Source organism: Nitratireductor sp. XY-223 (assembly GCF_004959855.1).
Classification (GTDB): domain Bacteria; phylum Pseudomonadota; class Alphaproteobacteria; order Rhizobiales; family Rhizobiaceae; genus Hoeflea_A.
The window spans coordinates 24,498-49,324 of record NZ_SPNT01000017.1 but is presented as its reverse complement, the minus strand read 5'-3'; the positions used below and the strand labels follow the sequence as shown (position 1 = coordinate 49,324).

Annotated in this window: 19 protein-coding genes and 5 pseudogenes; 13 read left to right on the top strand and 11 right to left on the bottom strand. The window is 63.0% G+C overall.

Annotated features, from left to right (window positions below):
* Positions 1–535: 535 nt before the first annotated feature.
* Positions 536–1,897 (bottom strand): TolC family outer membrane protein, encoded by a 1,362-nt coding sequence (locus tag E4M07_RS26635; protein ID WP_136661453.1) that lies wholly within the window; start codon positions 1,895–1,897, stop codon positions 536–538.
* Positions 1,898–2,062: 165 nt separating this feature from the next.
* Between E4M07_RS26635 and E4M07_RS29730 the strand changes: the two are divergent.
* Positions 2,063–2,188, top strand: a pseudogene (locus E4M07_RS29730) (conjugal transfer protein TraF); the annotation flags it as partial.
* A 193-nt stretch (positions 2,189–2,381) separates the two neighbouring features.
* On the opposite strand, the gene E4M07_RS26625 reads toward E4M07_RS29730, so the two are convergent.
* Positions 2,382–3,074 (bottom strand): calcium-binding protein, encoded by a 693-nt coding sequence (locus E4M07_RS26625; protein WP_136661451.1) that lies wholly within the window; start codon positions 3,072–3,074, stop codon positions 2,382–2,384.
* A gap of 38 nt (positions 3,075–3,112) precedes the next feature.
* On the bottom strand, positions 3,113–3,505 hold the full coding sequence (locus E4M07_RS26620) for a hypothetical protein (RefSeq protein ID WP_281405004.1): 393 nt from the start codon (positions 3,503–3,505) through the stop codon (positions 3,113–3,115).
* A gap of 1,211 nt (positions 3,506–4,716) precedes the next feature.
* Between E4M07_RS26620 and E4M07_RS26610 the strand changes: the two genes are divergently transcribed.
* From E4M07_RS26610 to E4M07_RS26595, 4 genes are all read left to right on the top strand, one after another.
* Entirely contained in the window at positions 4,717–5,058 is a 342-nt protein-coding gene (locus E4M07_RS26610; protein WP_246660630.1) for a type II toxin-antitoxin system VapB family antitoxin, read from the top strand.
* Positions 5,045–5,479: a type II toxin-antitoxin system VapC family toxin gene (locus E4M07_RS26605; protein WP_136661449.1), complete on the top strand. Its 435-nt coding sequence runs from the start codon at positions 5,045–5,047 to the stop codon at positions 5,477–5,479. The genes E4M07_RS26610 and E4M07_RS26605 overlap by 14 nt, the downstream gene beginning before the upstream one ends.
* Before the next feature lie 218 nt (positions 5,480–5,697).
* Entirely contained in the window at positions 5,698–6,531 is an 834-nt protein-coding gene (locus E4M07_RS26600) for an IS5 family transposase (RefSeq protein WP_136661448.1), read from the top strand.
* A 255-nt stretch (positions 6,532–6,786) separates the two neighbouring features.
* Entirely contained in the window at positions 6,787–7,566 is a 780-nt protein-coding gene (locus E4M07_RS26595; protein WP_136661447.1) for a hypothetical protein, read from the top strand.
* 244 nt (positions 7,567–7,810) lie between these two features.
* Here E4M07_RS26595 and E4M07_RS26590 read toward each other — a convergent pair whose 3' ends face one another.
* Positions 7,811–9,040, bottom strand: a complete 1,230-nt coding sequence (locus tag E4M07_RS26590) for a helix-hairpin-helix domain-containing protein (protein ID WP_348640545.1) — start codon at positions 9,038–9,040, stop codon at positions 7,811–7,813.
* Positions 9,007–9,486 carry a thermonuclease family protein gene (locus tag E4M07_RS26585; RefSeq protein WP_136661446.1) on the bottom strand — a complete coding sequence of 160 codons (480 nt, stop codon included), beginning with the start codon at positions 9,484–9,486 and terminating at the stop codon, positions 9,007–9,009. The genes E4M07_RS26590 and E4M07_RS26585 overlap by 34 nt, the downstream gene beginning before the upstream one ends.
* A gap of 391 nt (positions 9,487–9,877) precedes the next feature.
* Between E4M07_RS26585 and E4M07_RS26580 the strand changes: the two genes are divergently transcribed.
* Both E4M07_RS26580 and E4M07_RS26575 read left to right on the top strand, forming a co-directional pair.
* Positions 9,878–10,300: a helix-turn-helix domain-containing protein gene (locus E4M07_RS26580; protein ID WP_136661445.1), complete on the top strand. Its 423-nt coding sequence runs from the start codon at positions 9,878–9,880 to the stop codon at positions 10,298–10,300.
* Between the two features lie 199 nt (positions 10,301–10,499).
* Positions 10,500–10,802 carry a hypothetical protein gene (locus tag E4M07_RS26575; RefSeq protein WP_136661444.1) on the top strand — a complete coding sequence of 101 codons (303 nt, stop codon included), beginning with the start codon at positions 10,500–10,502 and terminating at the stop codon, positions 10,800–10,802.
* Between the two features lie 274 nt (positions 10,803–11,076).
* Here the strand turns inward: E4M07_RS26575 and E4M07_RS29940 are convergent, their stop codons facing one another.
* Positions 11,077–11,427 (bottom strand): transposase, encoded by a 351-nt coding sequence (locus tag E4M07_RS29940; protein ID WP_136661443.1) that lies wholly within the window; start codon positions 11,425–11,427, stop codon positions 11,077–11,079.
* A gap of 78 nt (positions 11,428–11,505) precedes the next feature.
* Here E4M07_RS29940 and E4M07_RS29935 point away from each other — a divergent pair.
* From E4M07_RS29935 to E4M07_RS26540, 5 genes and pseudogenes are all read left to right on the top strand, one after another.
* Positions 11,506–11,925: pseudogene (locus E4M07_RS29935) on the top strand (transposase); the annotation flags it as partial.
* Positions 11,926–11,985: 60 nt separating this feature from the next.
* Positions 11,986–12,138, top strand: a pseudogene (locus E4M07_RS29715) (plasmid partitioning protein); the annotation flags it as partial.
* A 456-nt stretch (positions 12,139–12,594) separates the two neighbouring features.
* Entirely contained in the window at positions 12,595–12,843 is a 249-nt protein-coding gene (locus E4M07_RS26555; protein WP_136661441.1) for a hypothetical protein, read from the top strand.
* A gap of 82 nt (positions 12,844–12,925) precedes the next feature.
* Positions 12,926–13,234: a hypothetical protein gene (locus E4M07_RS26550; protein ID WP_136661440.1), complete on the top strand. Its 309-nt coding sequence runs from the start codon at positions 12,926–12,928 to the stop codon at positions 13,232–13,234.
* Between the two features lie 974 nt (positions 13,235–14,208).
* The gene (locus E4M07_RS26540) at positions 14,209–15,981 is read left to right on the top strand and encodes a calcium-binding protein (protein ID WP_136661439.1); all 1,773 of its coding nucleotides are present in this window, start codon (positions 14,209–14,211) and stop codon (positions 15,979–15,981) included.
* 27 nt (positions 15,982–16,008) lie between these two features.
* On the opposite strand, the pseudogene E4M07_RS29700 reads toward E4M07_RS26540, so the two are convergent.
* Positions 16,009–16,173, bottom strand: a pseudogene (locus tag E4M07_RS29700) (transposase domain-containing protein); the annotation flags it as partial.
* Between the two features lie 305 nt (positions 16,174–16,478).
* On the opposite strand from E4M07_RS29700, the gene E4M07_RS26530 reads away from it, so the two are divergent.
* Entirely contained in the window at positions 16,479–16,805 is a 327-nt protein-coding gene (locus E4M07_RS26530) for a transposase (RefSeq protein ID WP_169054414.1), read from the top strand.
* A gap of 477 nt (positions 16,806–17,282) precedes the next feature.
* On the opposite strand, the gene E4M07_RS26525 is transcribed toward E4M07_RS26530, so the two are convergent.
* The 4 genes and pseudogenes from E4M07_RS26525 to traA form a co-directional block, all read right to left on the bottom strand.
* Positions 17,283–18,953: a transferrin-binding protein-like solute binding protein gene (locus tag E4M07_RS26525; RefSeq protein ID WP_136661436.1), complete on the bottom strand. Its 1,671-nt coding sequence runs from the start codon at positions 18,951–18,953 to the stop codon at positions 17,283–17,285.
* Positions 18,954–19,683: 730 nt separating this feature from the next.
* On the bottom strand, positions 19,684–20,826 hold the full coding sequence (locus tag E4M07_RS29695) for a conjugal transfer protein TraB (RefSeq protein WP_246660628.1): 1,143 nt from the start codon (positions 20,824–20,826) through the stop codon (positions 19,684–19,686).
* A gap of 34 nt (positions 20,827–20,860) precedes the next feature.
* A pseudogene (gene traF / locus E4M07_RS29690) lies at positions 20,861–21,358 on the bottom strand (conjugative transfer signal peptidase TraF); the annotation flags it as partial.
* A complete protein-coding gene (gene traA, locus E4M07_RS26505; protein WP_136661456.1) occupies positions 21,355–24,717 on the bottom strand; it encodes a Ti-type conjugative transfer relaxase TraA in 3,363 nt (1,120 codons plus the stop codon). The pseudogene traF and the gene traA, both read right to left, overlap by 4 nt.
* Between the last annotated feature and the right edge of the window lie 110 nt (positions 24,718–24,827).

The following is a 24,827-nucleotide window of genomic DNA, read 5'->3' as shown; positions in this document are numbered from 1 at the left end:
ATAAACCGTTTCGTCGCGTGCCATGTTCTTTCCTCTCCCGTGATTGCGTGTCGTGCGTCCGCTGCAGCACCCTGTTGCGATACCGTGTCAACCGGCGGTCTGCGGACAGCTTGCCCGGAAGGGTACCCCCCCCCCCTTGGGGATGTGACTATGAAATCAATAGGCAAACGCCCCGGAACAGACACCCCGCCCGACAGGAAAACAGACACTGCGTCTTTCAGGCAACAGATCCGACGCGCCTGAGCAACGCGGCCCTTCAACATGCCGACGCAGGGCCATCGGCCAGCCATCGCAAAAGCGCCGGCCGGGAAACAGGGCGCCCGGGTCAAATGGGCCAGAACGGCCCTCGGCAGCCGGCGCCACCGGTCCGCGCAACCGCCGCGCCAGGAATTCCGGGCGCAAGATCAGGACAGATGGAGCGGGCGCCCGGGCGCGCCGTGTCCTACGCTATATCGGGGGCGGCGAATTGCTTGTGGTTGCGACAAATATAACCGGGCCCGGAAGAAGCGCCCTCGATTATCCGTAGCAAAGTCGATTAGCGGCCATCCACGGTGCGCAGTCCGAACCACTTGTCCTTGACGGCATCGTAGTGTTTTTCGGGCCGGTATTTGGCCACTCTCAGGCCAAGCCGCGACACCGTCAGCCGGCCCATGGAACTCAGCAGGCTGTAGCTGGCGACGACCGCGTCACGCCGGGACTGGGCAAGGCTTTCCTGCGCGGACAGCACGTTGGACTGCGTCTCGAGCACATCGAGGGTCGTGCTCTGTCCGACCTTGCGCTCCTCGACAACGCCCTGCAATGCCAGTTGCGCGGCCTGGACCCGCGCAACGTTTGCCGCGGTCGATGCTTTCGATGCTTCCAGCTGAGCCCAGTCGGTGACGATATTCTGCTGCACTTCGCGGCGCGCCGAATCGACCAGCATGCGCGCCCGCCCGAGCGTCTCCTTGGCCTGCCGCACGGTCGCCGAAGCGGCGCCGCCCTGGTAGACCGGGACACTGAGCGCCGCCGAAACGCTGCCGGATGTCGTGCCGCCATCGGCATGGCTGACCGATCCCGAGAGCGAAACGCTCGGCAGCAGCGCACCTTCCGCGGCCTTCACCGTGAACGCGGCCGCGTCTACCGAATATTGGGCGCTCAGAATGTTGGGATGCTCGCGCAGCCCGATCTCGACCGCACTGGACGACGATCCGGGAATGGCCTTGCGCGTCGGGCTCGGCGATTTCAGGTTCTTCGGCGCGATGCCGATGATCTGAACATAGACCGCAACGCTCGATTTGTACTGCGCCTGGGCGGAAAGCAGGGACGCGCGTGCTGATTCAAGCTGTGCCTGGGCAAGGGCGATGTCGGTTCGGGTGCCTTCGCCGACATCGAACCGCGCCTGCGCCGCGTTGCGCTGCTCGCGCAGGAATTCGAGATTCTGCCGCCGGACGCGAACGATCCGGGCATCGCGCACGACATTGGCATAGATCTGCGCCGCCGACAGCAGGATTGTCATTTCCGTGTTCAGCAGGCTCTGCTGGCCGCCGAACACATTGGCCTGCGCCGCGCGGACATTGTTCCTCGTCCGAAATCCGTCGAACAGCGATTGCGTGAACGTCACGCCGACCGACGAGTCGAGGCTGTCGACCGTCACCGGCCGGCCGCCGCCGTCAACACGCTTACCGGAGACGCTCGCTGATCCCGCGATGGTCGGGCGGTACCCGGATTTTGCGATGGCAACGCCCTCGTCCGTGGCGCGAAGCCCGGCGCGCGCCGCGTTCAGGTCCGGGTTGTTCTCATAGGCTTTGGCCATGGCGCCGAGGATGGTTTCAGCCGAGACACCCGCAGGTGCCAGTGCCGCCACGCCGAGTGCAGCGGCCAGCAGCAGTGTTCGACGCAAACCGGACGAGATTTCCATGGATTTCATCCCTCTCGCTTTGTGCTGCAGATTTAGCCCCTTCCTGTGGCACGCGACCTATGGTTTGCATGCGCTGCGGGCAATGTTCGTGTGGGAGGTCTTTCGTTCACGGCCGCCCCGCCCCTGCCTGATTGCGGCCGCTCACACCCCGTCCCGGCAAGTGCGGTGCCGCCGGGTTTCCTGTTTCTCCATTCTCCCTCCAAAGGCTCCTGTGACTCGCGATATTTCGGGCCGGGCCTGGATGGCGGCGTTCTCGGACTGGCCGAACCGTTGTTCGCCTTCGGTCCGTGACACGATCGCCGCACGCGCTCCTGTTGCCTGCGCCGCCGCGGCCGGCGCAATCGCATGGAGCGGCAATGTCCTCGCACTGCCCGTCGCAGTCCTGTTTCCGGCGCTGTTGCGCGCAAGCGCTCAACCCCGGGGCGGCGCCTGGCAGGCGCTCCCGGCAATACGATGGGCGTCGATGCGATGCCCTGACAGAGCCTCAGACGAAGGTGAAGTCGGACTCGCTGAGTTCGGATGCATCCACGCCTTCCAGCGTGACACTGTTGCCGTGACCATATCCAGTGACGACCGCATCCCCATTCGAGTTGTTTTCGATGGTAAGATCGTCGAATTCCGCCACTTCGCCAAAGCCCAGTTTATCCCAATAAACAAAAGGATAGTCAAACTCCAGCTTGTCTTTCCCCACCTCGAAATCCGTAATGGTGTCCGAACTGCCCGTCCAACTAAACACAAACGTGTCCTCACCCTTACCTCCAGTCAGAGTGTTGGAACCATTACCACCATTAATTTCGTCGTCGCCCTTACCGCCATGGATGGTGTCGTCACCGGCACCGCCGCCCAACTGGTCATTGCCTTTGCCGCCCTTCAGCGTATCGTTGCCCTCGTCGCCACTCATCCTGTCGTCGCCGGTGCCACCATGAAGCCTGTCGTTGCCCTCGTTGCCGATCAGTGTGTCATCGCCGCTGCCGCCCCAGAGCGTGTCATTGCCCGTGCCTCCAGCTATAGTGTCGTCTCCTTTATAGCCCCACAGACGGTCATGGCCTCCACCGCCCCAGAGCGTGTCATTGCCATCGTTGCCCTGCCATTCGTTGTCGCCTTGCAGGTCCCATTGGACTAACGAGTTATCGTAATATATGGGTTCCCCGAGAAAATGAAATAGTAATAGTCGCATGATATCTCCTATACAGTTTGTGCAGATTATACAGAGCCTCAGACGAAGGTGAAATCGGACTCGGTGAGTTCGGAGGCGGTGGCGTTAAGCAGCGTGATGCTGCTGTCATCCGCGTAGCCGGTGATCACCACGTTGCCCTCCGCGTTGGTCGTGATGGTCAGATCGGAGAATTTCGTTGCCTTTCCGCCCTTGATCTCGATAACGTCTCCGTCTTCTTCCACATACTCCTGGCCGGTCCACCTTTTTCCAAATGCTATTATCGTGTCGTGGCCATTGCTGTTGCCGCCGAACACATAGGTATCCGCACCCGAGCCACCGTTCAGGGTGTCGTTGCCCATACCACCGATCAGCCTGTCATTTCCAGCGCCGCCGTTCAGGGTGTCGTCGCCCTTGCCGCCGCCTAGCGTGTCATCTCCACTATTGCCATGAATCCAGTCATCGCCCTTGCCGCCCCGGATGACATCATTCCCGTCGGCAGCGCTCAGCCTGTCGTTTCCGTCTCCCCCATAAATCCTGTTGTTCCCATCGCCGCCATAAATCCTGTCGTCTCCATCGCCACCCCAGATACGGTCGTTGCCTTCCTCTCGGCCGCCGTAAATCCAGTCATCGCCCTAGTTTCCGAATATCGTGTCGTTTCCCGAGCCGCCGTATATATTATCCGAATTGGCAGTGCCCCGTATGGTCTCATCCGAAGTGCGTTCGAAAAGTGAAGGCCCGATCTCGAAAGTATAGTCCGATAGCCATTGATGAAAGCTCTGATTGTGGCGCATGCTTAACCCTCCCTTTGCAAAATAACGATGGTACCCGAGCGTCCGAATTCCCACATGGTTGTCTTGTCGTCGGGGTCGAGGAATTCTCGCCGCGGCGCCGGCGGCGCGCCCGCGTCACAGGAAAGGTTACCCCCCCCCCTTGGGGAATGTGGCTATGGAATGAATAGGCAACCGCGCCGGACCGGACCGGGCCGCAAGGCCCGACACCTGGGCCGGAAAGGGGCAGCGCCGCCTTGGAACCGGCATGTTCTGACGGCTCACCGCCGCAAGCAGCCCGCCGCTCGGCGCAGACTGAAGGGGATCGTGCCTTCACGGCAGACTATGCGGCATCGTATCAGCGGGCCGAACCGGGTGTGGATCAAGCCGCCGGCACGCCTTTATTGCCGGCACGCCTGTATTGAACGGGATTGCGGTATGCGCGGCCGGCGCCGTTCAACGCGAGGCTCCCGGCGCCTCCCGGACCGCGATACGCCGGACCGTCAGGCCATTGCACAGGGGCGCAACACAGGACGTGTTGACATCGTCATCCGCGGGCGTTCGAGAATGTTGGGGGTTTCCCGCGGACGATGCGCGTGTCGCCTGCGATCCGCATACCTTGGTTCGCTGATGACAAAGGCAGCGCATTCGCCGGGCTATCGTTTTGATTCCTGCCATGCGGTATCGCACTTTACCGATACCGCATGTCCGACATAATCCTGACCATGGCAGTGACCCATCACCACCGCCAACAAGACATGGTGCGCTGAAGGTTTCCTGCGGCGCTGTCGTGGCGTTTCGAGCAAGTATCCGGGGAACTGCATGCGATGGTTTGAACGTTGTGAACTGCTTGACGCATCGTCCAGATCCTGTCTGGCCAACGCGATTGGAGTCTGATGCATGCGATTTCCGAACTGAGCCTGCATTTTTCATTGTCGGCATATGAGGAAGAGGATATCAATATATCCTCGAAAGGATATGCTCTTATGCCGCTCTATATCAAAGACCCCGAGGTCGACAAACTCGCCGAGGAACTTATCGGCCTCACCAAATCCAGCAAGGTCGAGGCTGTCAAACTGGCGCTCAAGCACGAGATCGACAACCGCAAGACCAAACTGCATGTTCGCGATCGTCTTGCAAAGACCCTTGCCATGGCCCGCGAGGCTGGGCCAATGGTTCACCTTGATCACAAGAAGGTCACGGATGAACTGTGGGGGGAGACTGATGCTGTTTATTGATGCGTCGGTCATCGTGGCAATCATCGGCCTGGAAGATGATGCAGACGACCTCATGAATCGGCTGACACCGCATGATGGCCCGTTCTACGTGTCGGCAGTTACCCGAATGGAAGCCGTCTTGTCGCTGACGCGGCAGTTTGCCGAGGTTGAAGGTCCAAACAAGCCTGCTACACCGGCTATGCTCGACAAGGCGCGGCGGTTGGTCGACCAGTTTATAGCCGATATGGCCGCGAGGGAAACGATGATCAGCGGCGACGTGGGCAGCAAGGCCCTCGATGCCGCGCAGCGATACGGCAAGATCGTCAATCATCCAGCGCGCCTCAACATGGGCGACTGCTTCGCCTATGCCTGCGCCCAAGCGTACCGGTTGCGGATAGCATACAATGGCGATGATTTCACCGAAACCGATCTGGCCTGGTAGCGGCAATGGCCTGGTCAGGTTCCGGCCTTTCGCTGGCGCTCCGCAGCAAAAGACCATCTGCATCAACAGTCCACCTATTGAGCATGTCTGACGTCATCGAATTTGCAGGCGAGAGATTCCGTGTTCGCCGCTATCCCTGAGAGCCGGATTTAAAAGTAGTTGAGCGATATCAATGGTTTGTGATTCAACAGTCTTTTCAAAGAAGATGGAGAATCACGATGCCATGGAATGATATCGCCCGCGCCGAACATAACAGAGACCATTTGAGATTTCCAAGCGATTTAACCGATGGGGAATGGGCGATACTTGCCCCGTTCATTCCGCCGGCAAAACGGGGTGGACGACCGCGTACGACCGATATGCGCGAGGTGATGAACGCGATCCTTTATATCGCAACCAGCGGCTGCCAGTGGCGCATGCTGCCGAAGCAGTTCCCACCGGTATCAACGGTACGCGGCTATTTCTACACCTGGAGCCGCATTGGTCTTTTTGCAGCCATCAATCACCTCCTGGTCCTCAATACCCGCGAACTGGAAGGCCGCGCGGCTTCACCGACGGCCGGCGTGATCGACAGCCAGAGCGTGAAAACCACCGAAAGCGGGGGCGTTCGCGGCTATGACGCCGGCAAGAAGGTCAAGGGCCGCAAGCGACACATCGTCACCGATACGATCGGCCTGATGCTGTTCATCATCGTTCACGCCGCCAACATTCAGGACAGGGACGGGGCCTGCGACCTGCTCAGGGCTGTCGGCGACCGCTTCCCCTGGCTGCGCCACATCTTCGCCGATGGCGCCTATGCGGGACCGAAGTTGCGAGCGGCGCTCGCGGGGCATGGCGACTGGACGGTCGAGACCGTCAAGCGCTGCGACAGCGCAGTCGGTTTCAAGGTTCTGCCGCGTCGATGGGTGGTGGAACGCACTTTTGCCTGGCTCGGGCGCTGCCGCAGACTGGCCCGGGACTGGGAGAGGACCATCCAGAACTCAACCGCGTGGGCGTTCATAGCAAGCATCCGGTTCATGACGCGGCGTCTCGCAAGGTATTGTTACGTTTGAATAACTTTTGAATCCGGCTCTGAGAGAATCGGCCTTCTTGAGTTGCGGTTGGCCTGCGATTTCTGAAAGGCTGTAAAGTTGTTCGGCGGCAGGGACGGCAGCGATGCGCCGGGGCGCAGGCCCGGCGGCGATGCGGGGCGGCAGCCCCGAAAACAGGCCCGGGAGAAAGGCGCAGGGGCCGCGGATGACGCGCGGGCGCAGGCATTGCGCGGGTAAGTGTGCGCGGGCAAGTGTGCGTGGACGAGAAGGACGTTCATGGCGAAAGACACGATATCGAAGCCGGCTTCGGGACGTGGCAGCCGCGGTCCCATGCGTTCCGACGCGGAACGCATCGCCGCGCTCGAGGCGCAGCTTCCGGCAATGCGGCGGCGGGCCGAGAAACAGTTGCTGAAGGCGGCATGGAAGGCGGGGCTCTTCGACTTCGCCTTTACGCAGCCGGAACTGCGGACCCTGCTTGAGGACGCCCTGGCGCAGGAGCCGCGCGCCCTGTCGCGTCTGCACAGGCGCGGGAAGGAGATCGGCCGGCTCAGGAACCGCAAGGCGAAGAGGGAACGCGCCGACCTTGCCCGCGTCAAGGCGCTGCTCGGCGGCTTCATGACGGCGCAGTTCCGCCACGGGCCGGACCTGCATGCCGAACTCGCCGGCGATCTTCGCGATCACCTTGCCGGCCACGCGAATCCGCGCATGGCGGCCTCCAACATCGCCTTCATGGCCGGGATCCTCGACGATCCGCGATGGGAGGAAGGGCCGGCGGACGCCATCGCCTCCGGCACGGGCATCGCGCATGAGCAGCAGCGCCGCAACCGGGCGCGGCGCATGATCCTGATCGGGTCCTGGGTGCTGGACCGGCGCGGCGGCGCCCCGGACGGCGTATCGGGCGTCATCGACCGGCTCATCCGCGACGAACTGGCGAACTTCCTTGCCCGGGAGAGATCGGCGGCGCGCAACGTCGCCCTGCTTGAGGCCGCGCTCGGACCGTTCCGGGGCCGGCCGGACCGTCGCGATGAGGATAAACATCGCTGTCCCGATATCTGAACTCGACTTTGTACAAAAACCAGCCACGTCCATGTCCAGAAGATTTCGTTTGTTGAGATTTCTTCCAGCGCTTGGTCGAGGGGCAAAATGATCCCTGCGAAGTCTCCAACATCTTGCCACCGCTCTCGGTAGGACCAGAACATTATCCTCATTTCGTCACCAGAACCGGTTGGCTGAAGTCGGGCGATCGGTGCCTCTGTGTCCGTGAGGTGGAGATTGTAGCCGTTCCGTATCCTGGTGATTGTCACACCACCCCCCCGTATCGTGTTGAACGCTTCGATACGTGCAAGATATGGATCAGGTTTTGCCATGGCGGTGTGATAGCAGAGCAATTTCCGACTGACAGAATGCGCAGGATCGAATTGACGGTCGTCGTCTTGCCCACGCCCGGCCCGCCGGTGATCACCATGATCTTGGAGGCCAGAGCAAGGCGGATGGCATCGGCCTGGCCTGTGGCAAGGCTCAGGCCGGTTTTCCGTTCGATCCAGGGCAGCGCCTTGTCCGCATCGATTTCCGGCCAGGGCAGGCACCCTTTCCCGATCCGAGAGATCTGCTGCGCCATGCCCTTTTCAGCGTGATAGAGCCCCGCGAGAAACACGCAGTCGGTCTCGCCCACCCGATCTGCGATCACGGTTCCCTCCTGCAACTCTTCCTGCATCGCGGTCTCGATCAGATCTGACGGCACCTCGAGCAGCTTGGCTGCGAGACCTGCAAGGTCCTGACGTGGCAGACCGCAATGGCCATCCCCCATGGCCTCGCTCAGCGCATATGAAATCCCCGCCTGCACCCGGATCATGGCGGTTTTCCCGACGCCGAGCTTTTCCGCGATCATGTCCGCGGTCCGAAACCCGATGCCGCGGATGTCCTTGGCTAAACGGTAAGGGTTCTCGCTCATCACTTGCACGGCGTCCGTGCCATAGGTCTTGAAGATCCGCACCGCCCGGGCAGTGCCCACGCCATGCTTGTGAAGAAACACCATGATCTCGCGGATCACTTTCTGGTCCGCCCACCCGCAGGTGATCTTGTCGGCGCGTTTCGGGCCGATGCCCTCGACCGCGCGCAGGCGTTCCGGCGCGGCCTCGATGATATCGAAGACATCCTTGCCGAACATCCGGATCATGCGCTTGGCATAGACCGGGCCGATGCCCCGGATCATGCCAGAGCCGAGGTATTTCTCGATGCCGTCGATCGAGGACGGGGCACAGGTGCGCACAAACTGCGCCTTGAACTGCAGCCCATGGCTGCGGTCGTTGATCCAGCCCCCGCAAGCCGTGATCCACTCCGCCGCGGAAATCATCGCGGCATGGCCCGCGGTCGTAACCGGATCCCGGTGACCCCGGGCTTTCACGCGCAGCACGCAAAAGCCGTTTTCTGCGTTGTGAAACGTCACACGCTCAACAAGGCCCGCCAGGACCTCGGTCCGAGGCGTGTCGGTCCGCGTCATCCGCCGCGCTGTGCGCGGCGCCAGTCCCATGGCATGTCAAAGCGCCCGGACCAGATATTGCGCCCTACAGCGCGGGCATCCGTCTCAGCGCGGATATAGTCCCGACTGTATCTGCGATAGGCGACGGCCCACCCTTCGCGCACGAGCCAACCGTTCAGGTCGACGCCGTCCTGGTGGCATACCGCAATAATGCGGCCATATCGATCGGTGTCGCGCGCGGTGCAGCTGACCTGCCCGCGGCCGATCCTGTCGGCCAGGGCAAATGCCGCCTGCTGCCCACAGCGCCAGCGTTGGCCCTCGGCCGTCATGCACAGCTGACGGCTTTCCGGCGCATCGATCCCATGCAGTCTAACCCGCTGGCCGCGAATTTCCAGAGTATCGCCGTCAACGACACTGGCAATGCCCGTCAGAGTGGTCGCAGCGACCGGTGTGGTCGCGAAAATAGAGACGAAAAGAAGGGCGAGAACGAAGCGCATGGATCAGGTCTTTCGTACACCGAACGGATAAGTAAAGTCAGATTGGGAAGTACGAAGTACCGCAAAGTGCGGAGCAGTGGTGCCGGGCACGGATGTAACAAACATTCAGGTGCACGTAAATATCCAAAGGGACCGCTCTCGCAGCGTGATTGTCCCACGCTTTGCGGTACTTCCCAAATCGAGCAACATCCGGCATCACCGCTGCCGTTTCGTCGTGGTGGTCCAGGATGCGGATTTAAACACATGGTTTACGGAAGAACAGCACAAGGACTATGGCCTCGTTCATTCGCCGCCTGATGACGCCATAAACGCCTATCATGTCAGCAGCCGCGTAAACAAAGTCTGTAGTTGGTGTCTTGTGCCGCGGCTTCGGGAACGATACAATCCCCGCATGAGAACTGCCGGATCGACAACCGTCCTGCCGAGGAAACCGCATCCCGTCGATGTGCATGTCGGCGCGCGCATCCGGCTGCGCCGCAACACGCTCGGCATGAGCCAGCAAAAGCTTGCCTCGGCGCTCGGCATCACTTTCCAGCAGGTCCAGAAATACGAAAGGGGCACGAACCGCGTCGGCGCCAGCCGGCTGTGGCATATCGCCCAGCTGATGAAAACGCCGGTGGCCTTCTTCTTCGAGGATGCGCCTGGCGATCCGTCGCCCGAACAGCCGCGCGCCGTCGGCCCGTCGGACACGGACCGCGTTCTGGAATTCCTGTCGTCACCGCAGGGCCTTCGCCTCAACCGCGCCTTCGTCGGGATCGGCGATCCGAAAATCCGCGACCGGCTGGTCAAACTGGCCAGCGCGCTGGCCGTCTAGCGCCGCCGCGGTCCGGGACAAGCCCTGAAACCCGCCCGCAAGCCGGCACCCGGTGCGGCGGAGCGTCGCAAAGCTGCGAAGGGTACGGTCGGGCGGCGCCTTTCCCGCCCTGGCACGGGCGCAATGCCCGCCAATCTTCGCCGCCTTGTGCCTCGGATGGCGTGAATGAGCCGGCAAGGCCGCACAAGGGGAAGAAACCATGGCAAAACGGTCCATCTACGCGCAGATCGATGAGGTTGCCGGGATCCTGGAACGGCGCCGGTGCGGGATGAGCCGCGCGCGCGGCGCCGAACGCAGCCGGATGGAGGAACATGTCCTGCGTCTTCAAAGCGTGCTCGCAACGCTCGAATTCGTCCGCGATCACCGCGACATCATCCGCCATCTGGCGGCGCGCGACAGGCCCGCCAGCGGTACGGACACGCCCGCTCCGGCGGCATCACCGGCAGCGGCGGCGGCGCCGACTTCCGGGATGTCCGGTGCGGCGGACCGCAAGGCAAAATGACGATGCGCAAGCGCGCAGCGGCTATAATCCCGGGCGGATCATGGAGACGTGAAATGCTCTGGTCGCCGTCAGGCAACGAAGATGAAGTCGGAATCGGTCAGGTCCGATGCGGATAGTATGTATTGCGCTCCATGATGGGTTTCGATGAGGTGGTCGTCCTCGCTGACGGCACGTGCTCTGGTGATCACAGGGATGGCCCCGCACTGACCGGCACAGGGATCGCGACGGACTGACGTTTCCCCTCGGAGCTGAACGTCTCCGGCGCAATCTCAGGTCAGGTGGTCACGGCGCCAGATTGATCATCATTGCCGAAGCGGAAGCATTTGCCCGTGATCCATATCTGATGCATGACGATGGCGATGCGGCGCGCGAGCGCAACAGTCGCCTTTGTTGTCCCGGATCGCTTTGCGACCTTCATCGCCCACGCTTTGAGGGAGCGCCATTTCTTCGACACCAGCATCGTCGAGGTCGCAGCCTCGACCAGCAGATAGCGCATGCGCCTGTCGCCGGAATTGGAGACATGCCCCGACCGGTCGATCTCTCCCGATTGACAGACCCGCGGCGTTGGCCCTAACTGGATGCGCCGGAACCAGTTTCGATTTCTTGAAACGGCCGGGATCTTCAATGGTCGCCTTGAACGCGAGAGCTGTCAGTGGACCGACGCCCGGTATCGTCTGGAACAGCTTGCGGATCGGATCGGCGCATGTCGGCGCGGATGCGGCCACGTCGCTGGTTGAGGAACTGGCGCTCACGCCGGGCAATGCCCACGATGGGAGGAATGGCGAACATGTGCCTCCCGACGATCCTGGCGATGTGTATGCCGACAGTGCCTGTCGGGGGCCTGTCGGGGGCCTGTCGGGGGCAGGTCTTTGCGGACGCCGTGACACTGCGCGGTGGTGTGGCCTTTGTGGTCCAAACCGGCGTTTGGACGAAAGACGATCCCGTGGCACTGGCGCAGGCAGAAAAGAAGATGGCGGATCGGAACGCGGCCATTCATGCCATTCGCTGTCGGATCGAGAAGATCTTCGGAACCTGGAAACGCTCCTGTGGTTTCCGCCGCATGCAATGGCGAGGCATCGCAAAAGCCCGTCTGCAAACGCACTTCACCGCAATCGCCTACAACCTCAAACGAACCCTCAACATCCTCAGCCCCGCGTCAAACCATCCTTCCAGGAATCAAAAGTGGCTCGCGAATATGGGCACGGAGGACTTCCTTGCGTGCCTGTCGCGTCCGGCGCTGGAAGCTGTCTGCGAGGGAACGCCCATTCAGCCGCGCCGGCGGGTGAAGGACACGCGCGCCGCGCTCGTCGGGCATTTCCGGGAAGGACGCTTCGTCGATGCCAGCCCTGCCGGTCCCGGCAGCGCCTATTCTGCGCCTGCCGATTCCGCAGACCTCAGCGAGGCCGCCGAATTGCAGCCTTGCCCGATTCCGGTCGATCGCAAGACAGGAATATATTCCATGAGCGCAACGCGCGATCGATCGGCGGTGGTTCGCCCGTGTGCGCCCCGCCGCGGTGGAGCGACGGGGCGCGTAACCGGACCCTTCTTCCATGGCTCAGTTCCAGGTTCCGGCGCGCCCGGTATGGCCCGCGCCGGCGCGGCGGTCAAGCCTGCACCCCGCGACGGCACCGGTCCGTTCGGCACGTTCCGTGCCCGCCCCGCGCCGGGCCTGCCTGCGCCCCGGGCGCATGCAGACGCCCGTCCGCGAGCACTTGCCATGTGATCCGGTCATACCGGCCGTCCGGTGAAGCCGGACCTGCGCATCGGGGCCGCAACGGTCCCGGCGGCGTCGATGACCCCCTGGCTGTCGGCGAAGGCGATGCAGGAGGCCATGCGCCGCACCCTCCCGCGTTGTCGTGTTTCTCATGGATGGACATGGCGCGGAACCCGCGCCCTGTTCACGCCCATCGAAACACAACCCCGGGAGAGTACGATTATCAATATCGCAAAGTTCAACATCACCGGCCGCATCGGGTCGGACAGCTTCGACAGGAAGGAGGAGGAGCCAAAGCCGGCGGCGAAGCCGAAGGCGAGGAAATGACGAACGGACCGGGGCCCCACAGGGGGTCCCGGTCTTTCCCGCCGCGAGGCAATGGTCTATATCACAGGGAACGGAGACGAACATGCTGATGATAGACACACTCAAGCTTGCCGAAGACCTGAAGAAGGGCGGCTTCAACGAGAAGCAGACCGAGAGCCTGGTCAATCTCGGCCGCGATCTGAGCGACCGGGTGATCGAGAAACTTGCCACGAAGGACGATCTGAAGGCGCTCAATGAGAGCGTGGATGACAAGCTGAAGGCGCTCGACAAGAGCGTGGATGACAAGCTGGCCCTGCTCGAGCAGCGCATGGTTATCAAGCTCGGCGGCCTGATGATCGGCGGCCTCGGCATTCTCGTCCTGCTGGACCGCTTGCTGCCGCCGGCAGGCTGACGCTTTCCAGGCCCGCTCTTCCTGTTCGGCCGGTCCGTCCTGCATCCCGAAGTGTACGTGCGGCAACGCTGGACCGGCGCGATTACGGCGCCCCGCGCCCGCTGTTCGGGCCGCAGGCGCGGCGGGACACGACCTACGCGCTGTGGACGACGCTGTCCAACCGGAACATCGACATTGGCGGCTTCACGCCGCAACTCACCCTGCGACACGAACGGCGCGACAGCAACATCACGCTGCACGACTACAGGCGCAACGTCATCGAACTGGGTGTCGTAAGGTCGTTCTGAATGCCGGCAGGGCAAGGCACCCGCGCCGGTTGCGCCCGCTGGGCCGGTGTATTGGCGCATTGCGCCTGGCGGGCAGTTCCGCGTGTCGGGCATGGCGGTCCGGTTCGGGCGGCCCGGTCCGGCGCGTTGCCTATTGATTTCATAGTCACATCCCCAAAGGGGGGGGGGTACACTTCCAGGCAAGCTGTCCGCAGACCGCCGGTTGACACGGTATCGCAACAGGGTGCTGCAGCGGGCGCACGACACGCAATCACGGGAGAGGAAAGAACATGGCACGCGACGAAACGGTTTATGTGTGCCTGGACGAGACCTCCAAGCAGTTGACCCGAGAGACGCGCGCGCATTTGCAGTTGACAGCCACAGACCCCGCCGCATCATCTGTCATCGGGGGATGACTTGCGCGCGTTCTCGAGGCTCTGGTCTGTACGGTCGGTCTGACGGCCAGCTCGCCGGAGCTTCACAGTCCCCTGACCATTTTCCTGAACTTTCGCGCACCGCTTTACAGGCGAGCAGGGACATTCCATGGCCCCTGACCTGCTGTGGTGCGCGCAATCTTCTGCGGCCATGTTCCTGCCTGGCTCCGGATGCCCAACCCTTGAAACCCTAATTCGACCCGGTTTCCGCATGAGCCCATGCGGCAGCGCTGCGGGCGGTCCACATGAAACCCAATAGGAGGACTTGAAGAAGATGAGCGCAGTCAGATATCACATCGGCGACGAAGCCGCGAACACAATCACCGGCGACGTCGGCACCGAAGCTGCCGATGCCCGCAACGACCAGATATACGGCCGGGAAGGCGATGACACCATATCGGGCCGCAGGGGCGACGACACGCTGCGCGGCGGCAAGGGCAACGACACGCTCAACGGCGGCGACGGCAACGACCGTCTCCATGGGGGTCGGGGCAACGACACGCTGGAGGGTGGCGCGGGCAACGACATGCTCTTCGGCGGCAAGGGCAATGACACGCTGCGCGGCGGCACCGGCAATGACCGGCTCTTCGGCGGGCGCGGCACCGACGCGCTCTACGGCGGCGCGGGCACAAATACATTCGTCTTTAGCAACGGAACGGATGCCTTCACAAACTCCGACGGTACTAACGTGACCTACCGGGATACTATTCACGATTTCAAGGCCGGTGACAGGATCGAGCTCAGCGGTTTTGCGGACGGCTTGACGTTCGATGATCTGAATATCACCTATGCAAGCGGCGACGCGATCATCACATTGCCGGATTCATCCGAAATCAGGGTTATCTTCACGGGCGGCAAGACGGCACTGGTTGCGGCGGATTTCAGCTTCGTGGCGAGCCTGACGCCGCCCGAGCCTCTCGGGTTTGACGGCACGGGAACCGGCGACACCATCGAGGGCACGTCGGAACGCGACGAGTTGTCCGGCGAGGACGGTGATGACACCATCAGGGGCCTCGGGGGCAATGACCTGATCTGGGGCGGGGACGGCGCTGACCGGATCGAAGGCGGCGACGGTAACGATCTCATCTACGGCGGCGGGGACGGCGATGTGGTGCGGGGCGGTGATGGCAACGACTTCATCTATGGGGGCGAGGGCGACGATTTTCTCTACGGCGGGGAGGGTCGCGACCATCTCTACGGCGGCTTGGGCGTTGACCAGCTGTACGGCAATGCCGGCAACGATGTGCTCTACGGAAACGAAGGCGAGGACAAGCTCTGGGGCGGCGGCGACAACGACAGCATGTACGGTGGCGGCGACAAGGACCAGATGTGGGGCGACGCAGGCAACGACCGCATGTGGGGCGACGCCGGCGACGACAGTATGTGGGGCGGCGGCGACCACGACAGCATGTGGGGCGGGGCTGGCAACGACACCATGCGGGGTGAGGGCGGCAGCGACAAGATGTACGGCGGCGCGGGCAACGACAAGCTGTACGGCGGCAATGGCAACAACACGCTGGAGGGCGGCACAGGAAACGACACGCTGGAGGGTGGCGCAGGAAACGACACGATGCGGGGCGGGGCTGACAACGACACCATGCGGGGCTGGGCCGGAAACGACCGGATGTGGGGCGATGACGGCACTGACACGCTCTACGGAGGCACGGGCAACGACACGCTGGATGGCGGCGATGGCACGGACACGCTCTGGGGCCATGGCGGCAACGACAGGATGATCGGCGGCGCGGGCAACGACACGATGACCGGTGGTCCCGGTGACGACATTTTCGTGTTCGGCGCGGGCAGCGGCCAGGATACGATCAAGGATTTTACCAGGCCATCGATTGTGGACTTGAATTTGGGTATCGAATATGTCGACCGGATCGAGATCGGGGGCAACGCGAGCAGGACGAAAGCCAACCTGACCATCACACAGGACGGGCAAAATACCGTGATAACCGGCTTCGGGGAGACTGGTGACAGGATCACACTGGAGAACGTGGTCGCGACAACCTTGACCGATGATGACTTCATCTTTGTTGCCTGAGGGGGGCAATTCGCAAGCGCCGCGCCGTTACCCTTGTTGACGGGTGACGCCCGGGATTGTAGGGGCGAAGTTCCAGGACATGAGTTCGTCGATGCGTGACTGGGGGTGCATGTCGATGATCCGGCGCAGGGTGTCGGTCAGGTAGACCTGCGGATTGACGCCGTTGAGCTTGCAGGTGCCGGTCAGGCTGGCGCACCGCGCCGGCTGATCCGTATTGTCGCCGTCGTTCCCATCGACCCGGATGCTGGCGTTGTAGCCGGTGATCGCCGCATGGCCTTGCGCGTTGTTGGTGATGGTCAGGTCGGAGAACTTCAACCCGCCCTTGATGGTGATTGTATCCGTCCCGTCCTCGAAGTCGTGCATGGTGTCGGCACCCTCCCCACTGCCGAAATTGAAGTCGTCATCGCCGGCCCCGCCATAAAGCGTGTCGTCACCGCCCTTGTTGAAGCAGCGCGATGACAATATCGCCCGGGACAAGAACACCCCAGCACCACGCCATGGTCGGACAACTCGCGACGATCCGTGGTTTGGGAGTCGACACGGCCGACATGCTGGTGGGCAAACTCTTCTTTCGCGACATCCCGGATGGTGGCTTGACGGGATCGCCGGACGAGAGTGGCCGAAAACGGCGTGAGAAAGGGCTGGCCCGCGCTGGTAACCCGCGCATTCGAAACGCCATGATCCAGCTCGCCTGGCGTTTCCTGTATCACCAGCGGGACAGCGAACTGGCGCGTTGGTACAGGAACCGCACACAGGACGGGCGGGCTGAAATCCGCAAAACGATGATCATCGCTCTGGACCGCAAGCCGCTGATTGCCTTGTGAAGTTCGTCACGTTAGGCGAAGTGCCCAAGGCGTCATCCTGAAACCCGCAACCTGATCCCGAATACAGAACTCCGAAATTCATCGGCCGGATCCGGATGGCCTCTGATCCAACCATGAAGATCCGGGGTGATGGCAACCCGATATATTGCCAAGGCTTCAATGCCGTTCTGGAGAATTGGTCCACCACTGCGGAGCAAGACCGCCGATGTGTATGAATTCATCACGGTCCCGATCCGAGACATGATCGACCGAATACAAGGCTGTGGCGCGAGACGTGTTACGCGGTAAACGGCTCCCCCGGACCTTCCGTAAACCGAGGAACACAGATGGACTGAAAACGCAGTTGACAAAAAATTCCCCATACAAGGCAATATGTGTGGCGGTGCATTTGTGTCTCGGTTTTCGAATTGTGCAGCAAGGCTCGACGCCCATCTGTTGCGGGGCCGGGCGCCGGGGTTCCGGTGTGGATGGGTCCCGTTACTCGGTGCCCGTCCTGCGGCCGCCGAAAGCGCCGCGGGCCTCGCCCGCCTTGCGGCCCTCGGAGGTGATGTCGAACACACCGCCGATCTCCTCGGCCTTCGGGCCGAAGAAGTTGCCGCTGAACTCGCCAGTGAATTCGCCTTTATTGTCCAAACCCAACGAGCTGTGACTGCTCACGGTTATATCGGTACCTGAGAACCTGTTGTCGTCGATCGTGCCCTTCAGCCAGGCCAGGCTGTTCAGCGTGGTCGTGAGGGTGTTATCTCCGAAGTCGACCGTTGTCGTCATGCCACTGTTCCAGTCATCAATGGTTCCATTGCCGTCTGGTGCGGCGGCGCGGATATTTGCCGTCCAGGTGCCTTTATACTCAGCGTTTCCGAAGTTCGGCATATCGCCGGTCGGGGTAACAACCCCGTCAGGCAGCTTGCTGACGAAACTTGTGCCGAGGTCAGCGATTGTGTTGCCATCCTCTTTCAATCCCGTCCAGAGGCCGTAGTTCAGGTGCTCGAAGGACCTCGCTTCCGGAAACCGGACATTTTCAACGACAGCCGGCTTATTGAACGTGAACGTTGTGGTGCCGTCGTCATTGACGATAGACGACTCCAACTCCAGATATGTCCTTACGCCATTGATCTCGTAATAGTAGATGTGCTTGCTGCCCTTCGCGTCGGCTGCGATGGTGAACTGGTTTAGGTTCTCTTTGGTCGGTGCGCCGTTACCAGTCACTGGGTAGAAATCGCCCTCCGCCCGCTTGATCGCATATTTGTTGCCATCCGCAGTATGCTCGCCGTAGGGTGCTTCCCCGGTTGATGTGGGTGTAATTCGTGTGCTTGGGCCGCCGGACTTATACACTTTGACCATCGTGTCTGTTTTCTGGGTCACGTATTTGTCGTACAGAACCAGGCGTATGCTGTCATCAGCGGACTCGATCACACTTCCACGAGGGAGCCGCGCGCTCTTGATGGTTGGCTGGGCCATGCGCTCCGGGGTTTCCCCGTTCGCCGCCTGATACCTGATTGCCCCGCGACCGGTTCTTCTGGTATGCAAAACATACCCTAGCTTCCCGGTCACCCGCTCCACGCCATTCACTGTCATTGTTTTCTTTTCCGCGTCAGAAAATACCGTGACCTCCCCGACCCTGTAGGTCGGCTTGCCGTCGTCGTCATAGGTGACCTTGACCTCCATCCCGGCGGCCTTGACGGCTGCGGCGGCCTTGTCCATGGCGATCTTTTGCTGGGCCTGCGCCGTCTTCAGCGCCGCCTGCGCCGCAATGCGGGCCTCCACCGCCGCCGTGTCCGTGGTCGCGGCGGCCGCCTTCGCCGATTCCGCCTTCGCCGTATTATAGGCCGTCATCGCCGCCCGCGCGGCGGCGCGCGCCGCATCGGCATGCGTTTTCGCCATCGGGTCGCCGGTCTGCAGCATGGCGAGACCCGTCAGCGCCGCCTCGGCCTTGTCCGCCTCCGTATCCGCCGCGTCGGACTGCGTCTTGGCCGCCTCCATCGCAGCCTTCGCCGCCGCCTGCGCCTTGCCGAGCTCGGTCGTCGGGGCCGCACCGCCATTGCCGTTCATGGGCGACGTCACCGTGCCCGTGCTGTTGCAGGCGGCAAGGCCGAGCGACAGCAGCGCCGCGGTGCAGCATGGAAGAAGTCTGTCGATCCTGTTGTTCATGTCTGACCTCATGTCGTTATCCCCAAAAATGCCGCTCCCCGGGATGGCGGCCTGTCCCGGCCGGCCCGGGCACCGGAACCGCAGCGGCGGCGACGCCGGCCAACCCCTCCGGCGGGCCGGACCCCGCCAGCACCGGATGCCCCGGATGCCCCGGATGCCCCGGATGCCCCGGATGCCCCGGATGCCCCGGATGCCGATGACGGCGGCGCGTTCGCGTCACGGGAAGTGTTACCCCCCCCCCCGAGGAATGTGGCTATGGAATGAATAGGCAAAAGCGCCGAACCGGACCGGACCGCCATGCCCGACACGCGGCACCGCCCGCCGGGCGCAATCCGCCAGCAGACCGGACAACAGATCCGCCGCAACACCGCAGACACACCCGCCGCGGACCGCCCGTACGGCCCGCCACACCTCCGCCAGACCCGGGCCGGACCCGCGAAAAGGCGAAACGAAACCATAGGCAAACGCCGCAAACGCCCCGGAACAGACACCACACCCAACAGGAAAACAGTCACTGTGTCATTCAGGCAACAGATCCGACGCGCAACAGCAACGCGGCACGGCAAAACGCCGGCGCAGGGCCATCGGCCAGCCATCGAAAAAGGCGCCGGCCGGAAAACAGGGCGCCCGGGTCAAATGGGCCAGGACGGCCCTCTGCAACGGGCGCTGTACGGTACGGAACCGCCGCGATTGTTTCTCCATTCCAGCCTCGGGGTTTTCACAGGTCCCATCAGGTGTTGAAGGCGATGACGAGCGGCAAACCGAACAGCGACGCCCATGCCCTGGCGCTGGCTTTCTGGATCGGAACGATGTTGGTGTCGCCGGTCCACCAGCCATTGCCTGTCGCAATGATGACATCGCGATCAAAGAGCATGGATTGCAGGACCGGCCAGATGATGAGCTGTTCGTAACAGATTAGCGGCGCGATGGTCGCCCCGGCCAATCTGCCGGAGGGATTGCCGAAGAAATGCGCCGATGCGCCCCCGGATGCCCAGGGCCGCCACATCGAAACCGGAACCGGCATGCGCTGCCTGTAGAGGATCCTCGCGCCCTCGCCTGTCAGTTCGACCATGACACTGTCATAGCCGCTCTCGTTGACGACGACGGCGCCGCCGGCGACGACGACATCGAGGTCGGCGAGGTTTCGGGTCCAGAGGCTCTCGGTGGTCGGCGTCCAGATCCCGAGCGCGCTCTCGGGCAGAACGACTGTGCCGGCACCATTCTCCACGGCGCGCCTGACAAGCGCGACCGTCGTCATATGCTGAGCGTAATCGGCATGTTCGCCGGCGACCTGGTAATCGAACGTCGTGTCAATTCCGACCCATCCCTCCGGCGGTCCGGGATCGGTCCAGGTGATTGAGGACAGTGCCACCGCCACGCTGATTGCGACACCCGCGAGCGGCCAGGCTCGTGTGGTCATCGCAAAGAGGACGGCAACCGTGGCCGCCAGTCCTGCCCAGCCCCAACCGGGAAAAAGCACACCGGAGGCGGTGATCGGACTGGCCCACCCGACGATGCCGAGTGGCGGGACGCTCATCAGCGTCACCGCCAACAGATATCGCAGCGGCCGATGCCACCCGGGCTTCGGCGACCAAAGGACCGTATGCACCGTGACGAACGGCAGCGACGCGGCGATCCAGAGAACGAGCCCCACCCGGATATCGCTCGCGTAGAAAATCGATACGCCGGCGGGCAAGCCTCTCGAAGCCGCCATGAAATACGCCATCGAGACCAGGCCTGCGGTCACACGGCCCGGGGCGAACGCCCAGAGTGCGGGAAAGAGGCACGCGAGCGGGAGGAGAAGCACTTCGCCGCTCCATCCGAATGCACCGACCGCGGCGGCGGCGGCGACGAACGTTGCCGCGGTGAACATGCCAGGGCGTGAAGGTGAAAACGGGTTTCGCCAACCCGAGAACGCCGGCGGCCGGGACCGGCCCGAAATAGCGCGAGTCATAAGACCCCCTGTAGGATGAGTGAAGAAACAGCATGCCGGGCGCAACAACCCCGCCGGGATCGGACGTCAGCGCCCTGCCCGATCCGTCACGCGGCTGAATCGCCGATCGGGGCAGCGCGAGACCGTCGACCGTCACGGATGTGCCGATCTCGACCGACTGCCCGGGCAGCGCCACGACGGTCTTGATGAGCGGGCTGAGCCAGCCGGGGCACAGGCCCCGTCGCACATATCCGCGCTCGCGTGCCTGACGAAATGCGTCGGTCAGCGGCGGGCAGATGAATATCCGATCCCCGACCCGCACATCGCGGTTCAGCGTTTCGATCCGCCAGAGCCCGAGCGGATAGCTCGGTGTCAGATTGACCCGAAAGCCCGTTCCATATCCCAGGCCGAACAGCGCAGGAGGGACGCAAGCGAGAGTGCCGACGATGACGATCCGGCGCCGTCGGCTCACTGCTTCAGCCCCTGGCTCCTGGTCTGCGTCTGCCGCAACGCCCCGGACTGTTTCAGGGCCTGCCGGGTACGCTCATGGGCGGCAAGCTGCTGGCCGGCACGCATTGCCTGCCATGCGGCTGTGAGCTTCTCCCGGTCGGCGGGCGACATGCCCTGGGCCGCCTTGTCGAACGTCGAGCCCGACGGGTCCCTTGCAGTATTTTCAAGCAAGGTGCGCTCGCCGAAGCGCTCCGAAACAGCCTTGTTGAGGGTGTCGAGTTCGGCTTTCACTTTTGCGTCGGCCAACGCAAAGCCGAGCGCGGCCGGCAGGTCGTTCCTGTCGATGGCGTCCCGGACCTTTTCCATTGCCCGCGCCGCCGCCGGCGACAGGGACGGAATGTCGATCGAAGTCCGCTTGCGGTGTCCTTCCTCTTCCAACCTGTACCTGGCCGTCGCCCTCTCCCTCATGTCGAGATAGCGTTCGAGGTCCTTGCGCAGTGCCGGCACGTTGACTTCCGCAACACGACGGTCCTCCCGGTCCGCGCGGCTCGCCAGCAACCCCTCTCGACCCTTGAGCGCGCCGAAGCTGGCCGCATTCCGCTCGATCTCGCCGAGGCGCTGCCTGGCCTCATTCGGGTTTTCGACAACGGCCTCCATGCGCATTGCCTTGAAAGCGCCTTCCGGATCCGCATAAACGAGCCGGATACGGTCGGAAAAGTTGTCCCACTGCTTCTGCAGGGCCGGATCGGATTGCAGTTTTGCCTCGGCGGCGTCGGTGACCGACATCGTGAAACTCGAAATGCCCTTGACCATCGCGGTGGCCTTTCTGATTGATTGCGGGGATTGCCGAAGCGGCTGGTCGACCAGGCCCAGACGCGCGCCGGCGGCCCGAAGGCGTGCGCCGAGGTCGAGGAGTTTCTGTCTCTGCAGGATCGTCCACTGCACCCGGCCGCGCATCAGTGTCCGCGCGACGCGGACGATATGCAGACCGCGATTGTCGGCGAACCGGAGCGCCTCGGCGTAGAAGCGGCCGCCCGCATAATCGAGCGTGACTTCCTTGGCGTTCTTCCTGGAAAGGAGCTTCTCGAGCCCGCCGGCGAGGTGGAAGGACCGGCTGCCGTAATAGAGCGCCATGTCTTCGCGATGCCTTGTCATCGCGACATAGGTCAGGTGCCGGTCGAGCGAGAGGGAAGCCAGCACCTTCACACGGTCAACGGTTGCGCCCTGGCTCTTGTGGATCGTCGTCGCGTAGCCGTGGTCGAGGTTGCGATAGAAGCGCTCATGGATCTCGACGCGCTTGCTTGCCTCCCCTTCCCCGACCATCACAATGATGCGGCCAGGCGTGGCTTCCGCCACCTTGCCGATCATGCCGTTCCTGACGCCAAGCGCGTTGTCGTTTTTCAGGAAGACGATCTGGTCGCCGGCCGCGAAATTCCGCACACCGTCCTCGGTCCTGAAGGCATGGCCTTCCCCGATCAGGCCGCGTTCGATCAGTTTCCCCCGCGCCATGGTATTGAGCTGACGCACATCGCGGCGCAGATGCGCCAGGATCAAACTCGACATCTCCGGATCGTAGTCCCGGTTCCAGTCGGCAATGAGCGTTTCGATCGCATCGGCCTTCAGCGTCTGCGCGATCAGCTTGCCATTGGCGCGATAGGCAGAGAGCGCTTCCGTCACCCGACCCCGCGCCAGATCGAGCGACGCGGCGCGCATCCATGGTTCGTTCTGGCGATAGATGGTTTCGAGTTCGGCGTAGCCGGTACGTTCGACGATCGCGCGGAAGGCGGCGCCGGCCTCGATCGGCTGCAACTGCTCGGCGTCACCGACCAGAATGAGCTTGGCGCCGGCCCCGGTGACGGCTTCGACGAAACCCGCCATCTGTTTTGACGAGACCATGCCCGCCTCGTCGAGAACGAAGACGGTCCTGTCGTCGAGCGGGCGTGTGCCTTCCTTCCAGCCGAGCTCCCAGGACGCCAGCGTGCGCGAGGCAATGCCCGCCTCCTTCTCCAGACCCTCGGCCGCCTTGCCCGCGAGCGCGCCGCCGACCACTTTGTAGCCGGCCAGTTCCCAGACTTCGCGGGCGGCCTTCATCATGGTGGTCTTGCCGGCGCCGGCGCGCCCGACGACGCAGGCAATCCGCTCCGCGCCCGCCGCATGTTCGATGGCCGTCCGCTGCTCGTCCGACAGCCGCCCATGCCTGGCAAAGACGGTGTCGAGGGCCCTGCCCGCAACCGCAAACCCGCTCCTTCCCGAAAGCCAGGTGGCGCGGCTGGCCATTTCGGCCTCGAGGCGGATCATCGCCCGCGTCGTCAACCGCGCCGGTATCCGTGCGCCGGTCGCGAAGTCGATGGTCTCATCGGCAAGCTTCAGGCAATCCGGGCTCTCCGTGATGCGTGCCAGGAGCCGCTGGAAGCTCTCGGGATCGTCGATATGGCGATTGAGGACCCTGGCGATGTCGCGCCGGTCGAAGACGCTCCTTTCGGCCGTGAGAATGTCGAGCACCAGTTCCGGGCGCGCCTCGATGCGCGCGGCGTTCCTTTGGCGAACGGCCTCATGCAGCGCCAGCCGTTCGAGATCGATGGCGCTGCCAGTATCGCCGGCCTTGCGCTGTAGCGCCTTTGCCGCAACCCCGATATGGGTGGTCGGCTCGATGTCGATTCCGCGTTCGGCGTAAGAACGCCCATCGACACGGACCTCCAGGCCGGCCAAAGCCAGATGACGGTTCTGGAGATCGAGCCATCTTTGCCGTTGTTCGAGGCACTCCGCCTTCTCGCCGGACCAGAGGGTGTAGCGGATTTTCCCGGTCTTGGTCCGAAGCGGTTGTCCATCCTGTCCGAGCACGGCGACCTTCTTGGACCCGAACCCATCCGCCGTCAGCGGGCGCAACGTGGTCATCAGGTGGATGTGCGGGTTGCGCGCGTCAATCCGGTTCCGATCAGGATCAGGGGTATTGACGCCACCGGAAAATCCCTCGTCATGGTAGACCCAGTCGGCGACCTGGCCTCGCGCCAGCACCTCTTCGCAGACGAACTGCCGCACGAGCGCGATGTTCTGGTCCCGGGTGAGCTCCACCGGCAGCGCGATGACGAACTCCCTGGCGAGCTGGGCATCGCTGCGTTTCTCGAAGGCTTCGACCGTGTTCCAGAAGGCCTCAGCCGCGCCGGCAACGGAGCGGTCCGCGATCATGTCGCGCGCCCACTTCGGCGCATCGGGCGGCAGCAGGAACTCCTCGTGGGCGAGGTTCTTCCTGTTGGAATAGTCGACCGTGCGCGCTTCGGCCTCGTGGCTCATCTTAGCGCAATGGCGATAGGCGGCCGACAGCACGGCGCTGCGGCCGCTTCCGCGCGAAATCAGCCGGGGTGTGAAATGCGTGATCGCCACGGCGCGGCAGGCTCCCGGGAACAAGTGCGTCATTGTTCCGCGGGAAAGTCCTCTGCCACCGGCGAGGGCCGCCGCTAGCCACGTCGCGTTACGCGACGTATTACTGCGCC